Genomic DNA, 14,224 nt, shown 5'->3' with positions numbered 1-14,224 from the left:
CTGAATCATGGCACTGCTTGAAGCCTCCGGCATCGGCAAAAACTTTGGCGAGACCAAGGTACTCAAAGATATTTCGCTGAACCTTGAACAGGGTGAGGCGCTGGCCATCATCGGCTCGTCCGGTTCTGGCAAGACCACCCTGCTGCGCTGCCTGAATTTCCTTGAGAGGCCGGATACCGGCATCATCAAGGTGAACGGCGAGACCATGTGGGACGCCGCCGACCCAGCCACCCAGCGGGAAAGTGAGGTGCGCAAAAAGCGGCTGCACTTTGGTCTGGTATTCCAGAACTTCAACCTCTTTCCGCAGTACACCGCCCTGCAGAACGTGATGCTGGCCGGTGAGCTGCTGGCAAAGGAGAGCCCGGATTACAAGGCAAACAAAAAAGCCATCCATGCCCAGCTGGAACAGCAGGCACAGGAGCTTCTGGCCCAGATGGGCCTGTCTGCCCGTGCAGGCCACTATCCGCACCAGCTCTCCGGCGGTCAGCAGCAGCGCGTGGCCATTGCCCGCGCACTGGCCCTGCACCCGGACATCCTCTGCTTCGACGAGCCCACCAGCGCCCTTGACCCGGAACTGACCGGCGAGGTGCTGAAAGTTCTGCGTGACCTTGCTGACCGCAAGACCACCATGATCATCGTCACCCACGAGATGCATTTTGCCCGTGACGTGGCCGACCGTATCATGTTCATGGATGGCGGCGTTGTGGTGGAGGAAGGCCCTGCCCGGCAGCTCATCGAGCACCCGCAGGAGGAGCGCACCAAGCAGTTCCTTGCGCATTACTCGGAATAAGCAAAATCACCAATTCTTTCTGCAAAAATTCGTAAATATTGATGCAATGCAAATCTTGTAAATCCTGCGTCACTCCACTATAATATCATTCATGAATGTACAAAACGTCCTGCCCCTTTCCGGCAGGGCGTTTTTCACGGCAAAAATACGCCGTTAAGCAGATTTTTCCGGGGCGCATCTGAAAAGCTGAAAACATGGTTTGTTTCTTTGCTTTGCTTTCAGATATCCCCTGAGTGGTAGGAGGTTTTGCCATGACAAAGGATATGACTCAGGGCAGCCCGCTGAAGCTGATCCTTGCGTTTGCGGTGCCGCTGATGCTGGGCAGTCTGTTCCAGCAGTTCTATAATCTGGCCGATACCATCATCGTTGGCCGCTTTGTGGGTGTGGAGGCGCTGGCGGCTGTGGGCAGTGTGGGCGGCCTGAATTATCTGGTGCTGGGCTTTGTGAACGGCATCGCCTGCGGTTTTTCCATCCCGATCTCCTGGACCTTCGGTGCCAAGGATTACAAGGAAATGCGCCGTTACACCGCCAATACAGTGTGGCTGTCCATCTTTTTTGCGGTGGTGCTCACCATCGTTACGGTGGCACTGACCCGCTCGGTGCTGGTGTGGACGAATACGCCGGAAAACATCATCGACCTTGCGGATATCTACATCCGCACCATTTTCTGGGGCATCCCGTTCACCCTGCTTTATAATGTGACCAGTGCGTTGATGCGCGCTTTGGGCGACAGCAAGCGTCCGCTGTACTTCCTGCTGGTGGCAAGCTTTTTGAACATCGCTCTTGACCTTGTGTGCATCATCGTATTCGACATGGGCGCATTCGGTGCGGCTTTTGCTACCGTGTTCAGTCAGGCGGTGGCGGGCCTTGGCAGTCTGCTGTACATCATGCGCCACTACCCGGAGCTGCGCTGGAGCAGGGAAGAGGGCCGTTTCAGCCTGGCCCACTGCGCAAAGCTGTGCAACATGGGCATCCCCATGGGCCTGCAATGCAGCATCACGGCCATCGGCAGCGTGGTACTGCAGGGCGCTGTGAATGGTCTCGGCAGCGACATCGTGGCTGCGCAGACTGCAGGCGGCAAGGCGGCGCAGTTCCTCAGCGTGCCGCTGGAGAGCATCGGCACCGCCATGACCACCTACACCAGCCAGAATATGGGCGCCAAAGACCTTGGCCGTGTGAATCGCGGCGTGAACACCGCACTGGGCATCGGCTGCGTATACAGCATTGCGTCCTTCCTCATCCTGCGCGTGACGGATAAGCTGCTCATCGGCCTGTTTTTGGATGCCAGCGAGACCGCGATCATGGCCAACGCCCAGAGCTTTATCTTCTGGAACAGTGTTTTTTATATCCCGCTGGCGGTGCTCATCATCTACCGTTACACCATTCAGGGGCTGGGCTTCTCCGGCCTTGCCATGTTCGCCGGCGTGGCCGAAATGGTGGCCCGCGCAATGGTAGGCTTCTGGTTCGTGCCGCTGTGGGGCTACTTTGCGGCCTGCATCGCAAACCCGGTGGCGTGGTTCTTTGCCTGCTTCTTCCTCATCCCGGCCTACTTTGTGGTGCGCAGAAAGCTGCAGAAGGAAAAGGATATCGAGAAAGCGCACGACGCGCAGGCGGCAAAGGCCTGACGCGGCAGCGCGAATATTTATAATAGCACAAGCCAGCTGGGCCTTCGGGTCTGGCTGGCTTTTTTGTGTGGAAGAAAACGACTTTTTGCAAAAGTGCTGAAATTTCAAAAAGTCCTTGACAAAAATCCTCGGGGGGGGGATAATAAGGAAAATTCTGGAAGCAGAAGGTTTTGATTGAGGAGGAAAATCGAAATGAAACTGAAAAAACGGCTTGCAGCGGTTCTTTTATCTGCGGTGATGATCCTGACCGGACTGACGGCCTGCGATGGGACGGCCCCGGCGGGTCCGGCAGAGCTGACGTGGCAGAACTCCCGCACCAAGCAATATTTTGATGCAAAGGGGATTAAGGCGCAGGAGTACACCCTGACGGCGGATATGATGGCCAGTGGACAGAAGGTGGAGCTGAAATACGCGATCAAGGGTAAGCAGGCCGGATATGAGACCGCGGCCGACCATAAGCTGCGTGTGGATGGTGACGGCAATGTTTACCTGATAGGTTCCAGAGGCGGCAACAAAGAATGGTGGAAGTATCCGGCTGGCAGCCCGACTGCAGATAGCTATGCTGCTTCCATCCGGGCGTGTTACGGCTATTTTACGCTGCCGACCGATCAGAACGTTGGCTCCATTTCGGCAGGAAAATACAAAAAAGATGATAAGACGTATGACACGGAAACACTCAAGGTGCATCAGGAGAACGTTTATGCAACCTATACTTACTGCTACGATGGCAACGAGCTGAGCTTTATTCTGGTGGAACCCATTGTCGGCATGGAAAACATTGAGCTGAAACCCACGGCAGATGAAGCAGTGATCGCAATCCCGCCGGTTGACCGAGTGATAAATGATTGAACGAACAAAACCGGAAGCATCATACAAGGTGCTTCCGGTTTTGTTTTTTTCTGTTGACTCTTCTGATTTACAAATCCCGCCAAAAGCGTTATACTACATATGATTGTGTATCTGGCAGGAGGTGAGCGTATGGCAGAACTGGAACAGATCGAAGGCACCGTGGAAGATATCATCTATGAAAACGAGGATAATGGTTACACCGTGTTTGAACTATCCGGCGGCGGGGTGGTCACGGTGGTGTGCGGCATCGTGGGGGAACTGCACGCAGGCGAAAGCGTGGTATGCCGCGGCCGGTATGAGAACCACGCCACCTATGGCCGCCAGTTCCACGCACAGGAGTGCGAGACCGACATGCCGAAGGATCTGGAAGCTGTCTACGCCTTTCTGGCCAGCAAGTCGCTGCCGTATATCGGAGCCAAAACAGCGGATAAGATCATCGATCTGTTCGGGGCTGAGGCGCTGGAAGTGATCGCCAACGACCCGGTCCGGCTCACGCAGGTGCCCGGCATCTCTGCCGATAAGGCCGACCGCATCCAGCAGGAGTTCAAGCGGATGTTCGGGATGCGGGAGCTCATTGCCTATCTGGCTCAGTTCGAGATCAGCCCCCGCAGGGCAATGGAAGTGTTCCGCACCTTTGGGCCCGGGGCCATGCAGGCCATTGCGGCAAATCCCTATCTGCTCTGCGGCGAACCGCTGCAGCTGGACTTCCGCCATGCGGACAGCATCGCCCAGTATTACCATATGGAGGGCGACTGCGCCCAGCGGCTGGAAGCAGCCCTGCTGCGCACCCTGCGCCACAACGCAGGCAACGGCCACACCTGCCTGCCGCGCACCCAGCTGCTGGAAACGGCGGCGGGCTTCATCCATCAGCCGCCGGAAAAGCTGGCCGCAGCACTGGATGAATGCATCCGAACCGAAGAGCTGCGGGTGAAGCTGTTCGATGGCACACCTTATATCTATCTGCCCGACCTGCTGGAAGCCGAGGAGGACATTGCTGCCCGGCTTGCCATGCTGACAAAACGGGGCAAAAACACTGCCCATGGGCTGGATAAAAACATTCAGATCCTGGAACTGACGCAGGGCTTTGCCTATGCACCTTTGCAGAAGGAAGCCATCCGCAAGGCCATGACCGAGAACTGCCTTGTGCTCACCGGCGGTCCCGGCACCGGCAAGACCACTACGGTCAACGCCATCCTGCAATTGCTGGAAGATCAGGCAGAGAGGGTGGCTCTGTGCGCCCCCACGGGCCGCGCAGCCAAGCGCCTGAGCGAACTGACCGGGCGCAAGGCCAGCACCATCCACCGTCTGCTGGAGGTGGACTACACCGGCGGCGTGGTCAGCTTTATCCATAACGATAAGAACCTGCTCAAGTGCGATGTGGTCATTCTGGACGAAATGAGCATGGTGGATGTGAAGCTGTTTCAGGCCCTTATTGCGGCGCTGCGCTACAGCTGCCGCATCATCATGGTGGGCGATGCCGACCAGCTGCCCAGTGTGGGGCCGGGCAACATTCTGGGCGAGGTGATCCGCTCCGGGCTGGTGCCCACGGTCTGCCTGAACGAGATCTTCCGGCAGGCGGCGCGCAGCCTGATCGTGGAAAACGCCCACCACATCATCAGCAGTGAGCCGCTGCAGAAGGGCGGCAGGACCGACGACTTCTTCTTTCTGGAATCGGACGGCGACGCGGCCCGGAAGCTGGTGTGCGATCTTGTTACCACCCGCCTGCCGCGCAGCTATGGCTTTGACCCGATCCGGGATATTCAGGTGCTCTGCCCCACAAAGCTGGGGCCCACCGGCACGCAGGCGCTGAATGTGGAGCTGCAGAATCTGCTCAACCCGGAGCAGAAGGGCAAGCCTCAGCTGCAAAGCACGTCCCGGGTATTCCGGGTCGGCGATAAAGTGATGCAGGTGCGCAACAATTACGAGATCATCTGGAACCGCATCGGCGGGGAACAGGGAGTGGGCGCCTACAATGGCGATATCGGCATCGTGGAGAGCATCAATCCCCGTGACCGCTCCATGGTGGTGCGCATGGATGACCGACGGTTGATCTATCCGGCAGAGAACCTGGGCGAGCTGGAGATCGCTTACGCCATCACGGTGCACAAGAGTCAGGGCAGCGAGTTCCCGGCGGTGATCCTGCCGGTGGCGCAGGTGCCGCCGCGGCTGTGCTACCGCAACCTGTTCTACACCGGTGTCACCCGCGCACGCAAGCTGTGCATCGTGGCAGGCCGGCGGGACGTTGTGAACCGCATGATGGGAAACGTCCGCCAGAATCTGCGCTACAGCGGCCTGTGCTATCTGCTGCAGGCAGAGCTGCCGCCGGGGCAGATAAAAACAGAGGAATGACCGATGCCTGCAGAGTAGAATCTGCCCGGGAAGCCGTTCAAAACCGGTATACTTTTTACGGCAACTATGCTATACTGTAAGCTGGTATGATTTCCGGCCTGCATCAACAGACCGTTGTTTCGATAGAGGAACCAGAAAGGAACAGAGAATTTATGGCACAGAACGATATCGGTATCGACCTTGGTACCACCACCATCATCATCGCACAGGCGGGGCAGGGCGTTGTACTCAACCAGCCCAGCGTTGTGGCAATGGACACGCGCAAAAACACCGTGCTGGAAGTCGGCGATAAGGCTCTGGCCATGGTGGGCCGCACCCCAAACTATATTTCCGCGATCTTCCCGCTGAAAGACGGCGTTATCAGCGACCACACCATGACCCGTGAGCTGATCTGCCGCTTTGTCAAGCAGGTATACAACTCCCATATGGTCAAGCCCCGGGTGGCAGTCTGCGTGCCTGCTGCGATCACCGGCATCGAAAGCGATGCTGTGGTGGAAGCTGTGGTGGCTGCCGGTGCCCGTCAGGTGTATCTGATCGATGAGCCCATTGCCGCCGCTCTCGGTTCCGGCATCGATATCACCCAGCCGGAAGGCCGTATGATCATCGACATCGGCGGCGGCACCACCGATATTGCAGTGCTGAGTCTGGGCGGTAAGGTCAAGGCCACCAGTGTGCGCGTGGCCGGCAACCACTACGACGAGGAGATCCTCAAGTTCGTTCGCAACAAGTACAGCGTGGCCATCGGCCAGCGTACCGCTGAGGAACTGAAAAAGAATGTGGCCTGCTGCCCCCAGAAGACCGATTTCCACGAGACCATGGAGATCAAGGGCCGCAGCCTGCTCACCGGCCTGCCGGTGCGCGTGAATGTTTCCACCGATGATCTCTACGATCCGGTCATGATGCTCAGCGAGCAGATCGGCACAGCAGCCCATCAGGTGCTGGAAAAGACCCCGCCGGAGCTGGCCGGTGATATCTACCGCAACGGTGTCATGCTCACCGGCGGCGGTGCACAGCTGCACGGCCTGACCGAGTACCTGAGCGAGGAGCTCAAGGTGGAAGTGACGGTTTCGCCCGACCCCGTGAACTGCGTGGCGCTGGGCACGGCCATGAGTCTTGGCCTGAACGACAAGCTGGAGACCGGTTTTATGGACGCAACGCCCCGCATCGGCCGCCGGTAAGCCCGACAGGCCGCAGCAGAGAAAAAGGCGGGCACGATTTCTCCATGCACCCGAATGAAAGCGGCAAAAAGAAAAATTGTCGGTTTTTATTGAAATGAATTGGAAAATAAGGTATAATATTTCCAAATTGATTTTCTGCTGACGACCTCGGGGCCGGATGCGGATTCTGAAAAACAGGAGGAAAACCATGGATTTAGGTTTTGACGTGGTCGTTACCATTACCGGCATCGTACTGGTGTTCTTGATCCTTATCCTGCTGATGGCCATCATCACGCTGGAAGGCAAGATCTTCGATTCGATGGGTACCAAGAAAAAGGCCGCAAAGGAAGCCGCCAAGGCTCCCGCCGCAAAGCCCGTTGCACCCGTGCAGCAGGCCGCAGCCGCTCCCGCTCCTCAGGTGGAAGAGGGCATTCCCGGTGATGTGGTCGCTGCCATTATGGCTGCGATCCACGCAATGGGCAACGGCAAGTACACCCTCAAGGCCGTGCGCCGCAGCAAGAACGGCTGGGGCAATGCGGGCGTGAATGACACCACCGCACCGTTTTAACAGAGGAGGAAGAGCATGACACAGTTTATTGATACTCTGGTCGGTATTTTCCAAAGTTCCGGCTTTGCACGCTTCGGCGAGCCGGGCGGCTACCTGTACGCGATCATGATCTGCGTGGGCTGCTTTTTGCTGTACCTGGCCATCGTCAAGGAATTTGAGCCGCTGATCCTGCTGCCGATGGCATTCGGCATGATCCTGGCAAACCTGCCCGGCAGCGGCGTCATCCACATGCAGTATTTCGTCGGTGACGGTCTGGAACACCCCATGTGGGTGGAGATCCTGAACAACGGCGGTCTGGCCGATATGCTCTATATGGGCGTCAAGCTGGGCATCTACCCGCCGCTGATCTTCCTGGGCATTGGCACCATGACCGACTTCGCACCCCTGATCTCCAACCCCAAGAGCCTGCTGCTGGGCGCTGCCGCTCAGTTCGGTATCTTCGGTACTTATATGGGCGCTCGCCTGCTGACCGCTACCGGTCTGGTGGACTTCACCCAGAAGCAGTCTGCTGCAATCGCCATCATCGGCGGTGCAGACGGCCCTACTGCCATCTTCGTCACCTCCCGTCTGGCTCCTGAGCTGCTGGGCTCCATCGCTGTTGCGGCGTACAGCTACATGGCTCTGGTGCCCGTCATTCAGCCGCCCATCATGAAGGCTCTGACCACCAAGAAGGAACGTACCGTCGTGATGAAGCAGCTGCGCACCGTCTCCAAGACCGAAAGGATCATCTTCCCCATCATGGTCACCATCATCGTTTCCCTGATCGTTCCGGATGCCGCCGTTCTGGTGGGTATGCTGATGCTGGGCAACCTGATGAAGGAGTGCGGCGTTGTGGATCGTATCCAGAAGACCGCCGGCAATGAGCTGATGAACATCATCACCATCTTCCTGGCACTGTCTGTTGGCTGCACCACCTCTGCAAACACCTTCCTGAACACCCGCACCCTGTTCATCATTGTGCTGGGCCTGATCGCATTCTCCTTCGGCACTGCCGCAGGTGTGCTGTTCGGCAAGCTGATGTATGTGCTGAGCGGCGGTCAGGTGAACCCGCTGATCGGTTCTGCAGGCGTTTCCGCTGTGCCTATGGCTGCCCGTGTTTCTCAGAAGGTCGGTCAGAGCGAGAATCCCTCCAACTTCCTGCTGATGCACGCAATGGGCCCCAACGTGGCCGGCGTTATCGGCTCCGCTGTTGCTGCCGGTATCCTGATCAACATTTTCAGCTAAGCGCTTTCTGAAAAGCATTTTTCCGCCCGTCGGTTCGCAAGAGCTGCCGGGCGGTTTTTGTTTTACGATTTGAAATGCCCGCCGCGTTTGCTTTGGGCATAAAATAAGGAAATTATATTATTTATTTCGTGTTTGTCGCAGCCTGCGGGCTGCTCCAAACACATTTTCACAAAAAGGCCGTAACGAAAAACGGCTGCTGTTTTATCAGATGCAATTTTTCTCTACGACCTCTTTCGTGAAAAAGTAACTCCGAAAAGCCCGCAGGCTTTTCGGAGTTACAAATTATAAAAATATTTTTTCCGCTGAAAATAGCCAGAGCGAACGCGGCGGCTATTCTCAATCGTTTTAAAATGTGGTATACTGTACTTTGATAGTATAAACATAAAAGGAACAGGGGAAACCATGGCAACAGATCTCACACAGGAATTCTGCGCTCTGCGCGATACCTATATCGAAAAACAGTTTGGCCGCCTGAACGATATGCAGCGGCAGGCGGTGTTCACCACTGACGGCCCGCTGCTCATTCTGGCCGGTGCGGGCAGCGGCAAGACCACTGTGCTGGTCAACCGCATTGCCAATCTCATCCGGTTCGGCTCAGCCCACGGCTCCAGACAGACGCCACGCCCGGCCACCGAGGATGATGTGAAGGCTCTGCGCAACGCCATTATGACAGGCACTGCCGCGCCCGGCTGGCTGGATGGGATGCTGCGCCAGAACGCGGTGCGCAGTTGGAACGTAATGGCAATCACCTTTACCAACAAGGCGGCAGGGGAGCTGAAAGAGCGTCTGCGCCGGATGCTGGGCGGTGAAGAAGGCGATGAGGTGTTCGCATCCACCTTCCACTCGGCCTGTGTGCGCATCCTGCGCCGCTGGGCAGAGGAGATCGGCTATCCCCGCAGCTTTACCATCTATGATACGGACGACTCCCAGCGTGTAATGAAGGCGGTCTACAAAGACCTGAATGTGGACGACAAATTTCTGCCCATCAAAGCGGCCATCAACCAGATGAGCCGCTGGAAGGATCAGCTGGTCAGCCCGGAACAGGCCCTTGCCAGCCCTGCAAAGGATACCAAGGGCGCGCTGACCGCCCGCATCTATGCCGCTTATGAAAAGCGCCTGAAGGAAGCCGGTGCCTTCGATTTCGACGACCTCATCTACCAGACCGTGCAGCTGCTGGCCGAACATCCGGATGTGAGGGAGTTCTACCAGAACAAATACCGCTACCTGCTGGTGGACGAATATCAGGATACCAGCGTGGCGCAGTTCCGTCTGGTCAGCCTGCTCACCGGTCCGGAGCGCAACATCTGCGTGGTGGGCGATGACGACCAGAGCATCTACCGCTTCCGTGGGGCTACCATTGAGAATATCCTCAACTTTGAAAAGCTCTATCCCGGCACAAAGACCATTCGCCTGGAACAGAACTATCGCTCCACCTCCAATATCCTGAATGCCGCCAACTGCGTCATCCAGCACAACACCGAGCGCAAAGGTAAGACCTTGTGGACCGACAACGGCGAGGGCGACAAGGTGCAGGTGTACACCGCCGAAAATGAGCAGGATGAGGCCAGCCACATCGCGGATGTGATCGGCCAGCACCTGAAAGCGGGCGGGCATCTGGCAGATCATGCTATTCTGTACCGTATGAATGCCCAGTCGGCCCCCATCGAAAGCTACTTTACCCGCGCGGGCATCCCTCACAAGATCGTGGGCGGCCAGCGCTTCAATGACCGCAAAGAGGTCAAGGATATCCACTCCTATATGTCTATTGTAGCGAACCCGCGCGATGATGTGCGCCTGCGCCGCATCATCAACGAGCCTGCCCGCAAGATCGGTGCCACTACCGTGGAGGTCATTGCCGATCTGGCCGGGCAGGAGGGTGTGAGTATGCTGGATATCATCAGCCACGCCGACCAGTACGCAAAGCTCAGCCGTGCCGTAATGCCACTGCTCAAGTTCTGGCAGATCTACCAGCGCCTGCAGGACTCTCTGGAGACCCGCACGCTGGACGAATTTGCATCCGATGTGATCGAGCTGACCGGCTATAAGGCAATGCTGGAAGCGGACGCTGCCAAGGGCCACGAGGACGCGGCAGACCGCCTGCAGAACCTTGGTCAGCTGGTGAACAACGTCAAGAACTACTGCGACCAGCACGGCGAGGAAGCCACGCTGGAAGGCTATCTGGAAGACATCGCCCTCATCAGCGATATCGACAGCTACAACGAGAGCGCAGATCAGGTGGTGCTGATGACCATTCACTCTGCAAAAGGCCTTGAATTCCCTTACGTGTTCCTCATTGGAATGGAAGAGGGCGTGTTCCCCAGTGAGATGAGCAAGTATTCCGAAGCAGACCTTGAAGAGGAACGCCGTCTGGCTTATGTGGGCATTACCCGCGCCAAAAAGGAGCTGTACATCTCCAACAGCGTTTCCCGGATGCTCTATGGCCGCACCCAACGCAATGAGCCCAGCCGCTTTTTGCGGGAGATCGAGCCGGAGTATATCGAGGAGACCCGCAGCCCGGTGCTGGAACAGCGCTCCCGCTTTGGCGGTTGGGGTGACAGCTATAGTGATACGGTGCCCGGCGGCGCATCCGGCTATTCCGGGCCGTCCGGCTGGGGCCGCAGCGCAGGCGGTTACGGGAACGGCTACAGCGCAGGCAGCCGCAGCGGTTATCTGAACCGGGAGTACAATGCAGGCGAGATCCGCGGCTTTGGCTCTGCCTACGCAAACCGGGGCGGCAGCACCGGCGGCTACGGTTCTGGCTACGGCCGCAGTGGTGGAAGCACTGGTTATGGTGCAGGCTATGGTTCTCAATATGGCTCTGGAAATTACAGCGGTGCAGCGCAGAAAAAAGCTGAAAAGCATATTTCCTTTACAGGCGCTCCTGCCCAGAAACCGGCCTCTGCCGGCCCCAAACACTACGAACCCGGCGACATTGTGGAGCACAAGGTGTTCGGCCGGGGTCAGGTGGTGGCTGTGAAGCCCGCCGCCGGAGATCAAATCGTGGAGATCAACTTTGAAAAGGTAGGCATCAAAAAGACCATGGCCAATTTTGCACCCCTCACCAAAATCACTGCGGAGGAATAACAAACTTATGATGACTGTTCGTTTGATTGCCCATACCCCGGAACCCGAAAAGGTAGTGGCCGCAGCGGCAAAGCTGTGCTATTCCGATGCCCACATCACCGATCTGCTGGACGGGCTGGACGAAGAAAAAACTGCAAAATTCCTGACGATGCTCAGCGATCTGGGCCATGCCAGCCCCATTGAGCACGCCAGCTTCACCTTTGGCATCGAGGGGGTCAGCCGCACCCTGCTTGCCCAGATCACCCGCCACCGTATCGCGTCCTTCAGCGTGCAGAGCCAGCGCTATGTGCGGCTGGATGATTTCCGCTATGTGGTGCCGCCGGAGATCGAAGCCATCCCGGAAGCAAAGGCGGCTTTCCTTGCCAGTATGGAAGAGGACGCCAGACGTTATCTTGATCTGGCTCACAAACTGGAAGAGGGCCACACCGCCCGCCTGATGGCCGAAGGAATGCCCGAAAAGCAGGCCCGCGCCAAGGCCAGCAAGCAGGCCAACGAGGACGCCCGCTTTGTGCTGCCCAACGCCTGCGAGACCAAGATGGTGGTCACGATGAACGCCCGCAGCCTGCAGAACTTTTTCCACCTGCGCTGCTGCAGCCGTGCCCAGTGGGAGATCCGGGAGCTGGCCGAAAAGATGTTTGGGCTGGTGTATCCGGTGGCACCGCATATCTTTGCAAAGTCCGGCCCGGCCTGCGTGAGCGGCCCCTGCCCGGAGGGAAAAATGTGCTGCGGAAAAACCGCTGAGGTGCGCGCAAAATATGCATCCATCAAGGAGGCTGCAGGCGTATGAGCAAGGGAAAACTGATCGCCATTGAAGGACTGGACGGCAGCGGAAAGGCCACGCAGGCAAAGCTGCTGGCCGGGTATCTGGCTGCACAGGGCCTTGCGGTGCGCGAGGTGAGCTTCCCGGACTACGGCAGTGACTCCAGCGCTCTTGTAAAAATGTATCTGGCCGGGCAGTTCGGTCAGCATCCGGACGATGTGAACGCCTACGCGGCCTCCAGCTTTTACGCGGTGGATCGCTACGCCAGCTACAAAAAAGACTGGGGCAGCTTTTACGAGAACGGCGGCATCGTCATTGCAGACCGGTACACCACCTCCAATGCGGTGCACCAGTGCTCCAAGCTGCCGCCAGAGCAGTGGGAAAGCTTTCTTGGCTGGCTGTTTGATTTTGAATTCCATCTGCTGGGCCTGCCTGCGCCGGATGAGGTGATCTACTTACAGGTAGACCCCGCCGTGAGCCAAAAGCTTATGACCCAGCGCTACCACGGCGACGAGAGCAAGAAGGATGTGCACGAGAAGGACACAGAGTATCTTGCCCGCAGCCGCCGCGCCGCCGAGTATTGTGCCGCGCACCTTGGCTGGGCCGTCGTGCATTGCACCAGCGGGGACAACATGCGCAGCATCGAAGATATTCAGGCCGAAGTGCAAAAAATCGTTCTAAAAAACTAAAAGACGAACAAGTTTGCAGGGCCTGTGTGTCGGCAGCTTTCTCCTCAGACACGAAATACGGGTTGCGGCACCCAGCAGCTGCTTCGCATCCGCTTGCATCTCGCTGGCCGCGGCCCTAACAACAGCTCCCTATTTCCGCCACTGGCGGCGGTCACTGTTGTTGCAAACCATTCCATCGCCCGCCCTGTTGCCTACAGCAACAGGGCCCCACTCCGGCGGACGGTCTTCGGAGAAACTACCGACCCGCAGACTGATGACAGTGTTTCTGACATACATAAATTTCGATAAGAGGGGGTATCCTGACAGATGTATCGTTTGATGCAGCCGGAAGATAAACCGGCAGTGCTGGCCTTGTGGCAGAGCCAGCGCAATGAATCGGAAGAATTTGCCAAAAAGGCCATTGAGCAGTTTGCAGGCGACCAGAACGTCTATGTCGCAGAAGAAAACGACGAGATCGCAGCTGTGGCGCTGGCAGTTCCTGTCACGCTGCAGGGCCGCACCGGTACCTATTTATATGGCCTGTGCGGCGAGGGAAGCCTGATCCTGGCGGGCTTGCTGGATTATCTGTGTGCCCAACAGAAGCTGCGCGGCGCAGGCTTTACAGTGGCCGTGCCCACTGGCCCGGAGCAGGCTGCGTTTTTGCAGGACAAGGGCTTTGCATGGGCATTCCCGCTGCGGTGTCTGCCCCGCGAGGTGGAGCGCAACTTGTGGAGTCAGGCGGAATTTGACTCGGTCACAGCCAAAAAGCTGTGCGAGCTGCGGGAGCGTTTCTGGCCCGATACGGTGCAGTTCAGCCCGGAGCGCATGGCGGTGGTGCTGGGCGACCTCTATTCTGCCGGTGCAACCATCGTTTCTACAGAACAGGCATACGGCATCTATTTCCGCAAGGAAGACACCCTCTATTTTGTGGAGCTGCAGGCTGACAATGACCGCGCTGCCGAAGTACTGATGGAAGCTGCCCGCGAGAAGGAAGTAATCGTGGAAAAGGCAGTCATCACCGTGGGCGCAGCGCAACCGCTGTTCCTCGGCGAGGGCAAGCGGCAGGAATACGGGATGATCCGCTTCGATGCGGAACCCTTCGATGTGAGCGAAAGCTACATGCGTCTGATGCTGGAAAACTGATATAAAT

Annotated in this window: 11 protein-coding genes; all 11 read left to right on the top strand. The window is 57.5% G+C overall.

Annotation, left to right across the window (positions count from 1 at the left end; genetic code table 11):
* The first annotated feature begins 7 nt into the window (after positions 1-7).
* The gene (locus ACNSPV_RS11455; RefSeq protein ID WP_339395831.1) at positions 8-790 is read left to right on the top strand and encodes an amino acid ABC transporter ATP-binding protein; all 783 of its coding nucleotides are present in this window, start codon (positions 8-10) and stop codon (positions 788-790) included.
* A gap of 251 nt (positions 791-1,041) precedes the next feature.
* A complete protein-coding gene (locus ACNSPV_RS11450) occupies positions 1,042-2,415 on the top strand; it encodes an MATE family efflux transporter (protein WP_348583332.1) in 1,374 nt (457 codons plus the stop codon).
* A gap of 192 nt (positions 2,416-2,607) precedes the next feature.
* Positions 2,608-3,264 carry a hypothetical protein gene (locus ACNSPV_RS11445; protein ID WP_348583333.1) on the top strand — a complete coding sequence of 219 codons (657 nt, stop codon included), beginning with the start codon at positions 2,608-2,610 and terminating at the stop codon, positions 3,262-3,264.
* Positions 3,265-3,393: 129 nt separating this feature from the next.
* Positions 3,394-5,613, top strand: coding sequence for an ATP-dependent RecD-like DNA helicase (locus tag ACNSPV_RS11440; protein WP_348583335.1), 2,220 nt, complete (start codon positions 3,394-3,396; stop codon positions 5,611-5,613).
* A gap of 152 nt (positions 5,614-5,765) precedes the next feature.
* On the top strand, positions 5,766-6,791 hold the full coding sequence (locus tag ACNSPV_RS11435) for a rod shape-determining protein (RefSeq protein WP_249236805.1): 1,026 nt from the start codon (positions 5,766-5,768) through the stop codon (positions 6,789-6,791).
* A 187-nt stretch (positions 6,792-6,978) separates the two neighbouring features.
* A complete protein-coding gene (locus tag ACNSPV_RS11430) occupies positions 6,979-7,338 on the top strand; it encodes an OadG family transporter subunit (RefSeq protein ID WP_348583338.1) in 360 nt (119 codons plus the stop codon).
* Positions 7,339-7,353: 15 nt separating this feature from the next.
* Positions 7,354-8,562 carry a sodium ion-translocating decarboxylase subunit beta gene (locus ACNSPV_RS11425; RefSeq protein ID WP_348583340.1) on the top strand — a complete coding sequence of 403 codons (1,209 nt, stop codon included), beginning with the start codon at positions 7,354-7,356 and terminating at the stop codon, positions 8,560-8,562.
* 402 nt (positions 8,563-8,964) lie between these two features.
* Complete coding sequence (locus ACNSPV_RS11420; protein ID WP_348583341.1) at positions 8,965-11,646, top strand: ATP-dependent helicase; 2,682 nt, start codon at positions 8,965-8,967, stop codon at positions 11,644-11,646.
* 7 nt (positions 11,647-11,653) lie between these two features.
* Positions 11,654-12,433, top strand: a complete 780-nt coding sequence (gene thyX, locus ACNSPV_RS11415; RefSeq protein ID WP_249236800.1) for an FAD-dependent thymidylate synthase — start codon at positions 11,654-11,656, stop codon at positions 12,431-12,433.
* Entirely contained in the window at positions 12,430-13,095 is a 666-nt protein-coding gene (locus ACNSPV_RS11410; RefSeq protein WP_348583344.1) for a dTMP kinase, read from the top strand. Before thyX ends, ACNSPV_RS11410 begins: the two co-directional genes overlap by 4 nt.
* A gap of 306 nt (positions 13,096-13,401) precedes the next feature.
* Positions 13,402-14,217, top strand: coding sequence for a hypothetical protein (locus ACNSPV_RS11405; RefSeq protein WP_348583346.1), 816 nt, complete (start codon positions 13,402-13,404; stop codon positions 14,215-14,217).
* The last annotated feature ends 7 nt before the right edge of the window (positions 14,218-14,224 follow it).

This window comes from Faecalibacterium sp. 3, from assembly GCF_048323735.1.
GTDB lineage: Bacteria > Bacillota > Clostridia > Oscillospirales > Ruminococcaceae > Faecalibacterium > Faecalibacterium wellingii.
The sequence above is the reverse complement of the archived record's forward strand: the minus strand, read 5'-3'. Positions and strand labels throughout refer to the sequence as shown.

Excerpts from the sequence above, each read along its gene's own strand:
- ACNSPV_RS11455 (WP_339395831.1), top strand. The coding sequence starts at position 8 with ATGGCACTGCTTGAAGCCTCCGGCATCGGCAAAAACTTTGGCGAGACC.
- ACNSPV_RS11450 (WP_348583332.1), top strand. The coding sequence starts at position 1,042 with ATGACAAAGGATATGACTCAGGGCAGCCCGCTGAAGCTGATCCTTGCG.
- ACNSPV_RS11445 (WP_348583333.1), top strand. The coding sequence starts at position 2,608 with ATGAAACTGAAAAAACGGCTTGCAGCGGTTCTTTTATCTGCGGTGATG.
- ACNSPV_RS11440 (WP_348583335.1), top strand. The coding sequence starts at position 3,394 with ATGGCAGAACTGGAACAGATCGAAGGCACCGTGGAAGATATCATCTAT.
- ACNSPV_RS11435 (WP_249236805.1), top strand. The coding sequence starts at position 5,766 with ATGGCACAGAACGATATCGGTATCGACCTTGGTACCACCACCATCATC.
- ACNSPV_RS11430 (WP_348583338.1), top strand. The coding sequence starts at position 6,979 with ATGGATTTAGGTTTTGACGTGGTCGTTACCATTACCGGCATCGTACTG.
- ACNSPV_RS11425 (WP_348583340.1), top strand. The coding sequence starts at position 7,354 with ATGACACAGTTTATTGATACTCTGGTCGGTATTTTCCAAAGTTCCGGC.
- ACNSPV_RS11420 (WP_348583341.1), top strand. The coding sequence starts at position 8,965 with ATGGCAACAGATCTCACACAGGAATTCTGCGCTCTGCGCGATACCTAT.
- thyX (WP_249236800.1), top strand. The coding sequence starts at position 11,654 with ATGATGACTGTTCGTTTGATTGCCCATACCCCGGAACCCGAAAAGGTA.
- ACNSPV_RS11410 (WP_348583344.1), top strand. The coding sequence starts at position 12,430 with ATGAGCAAGGGAAAACTGATCGCCATTGAAGGACTGGACGGCAGCGGA.
- ACNSPV_RS11405 (WP_348583346.1), top strand. The coding sequence starts at position 13,402 with ATGTATCGTTTGATGCAGCCGGAAGATAAACCGGCAGTGCTGGCCTTG.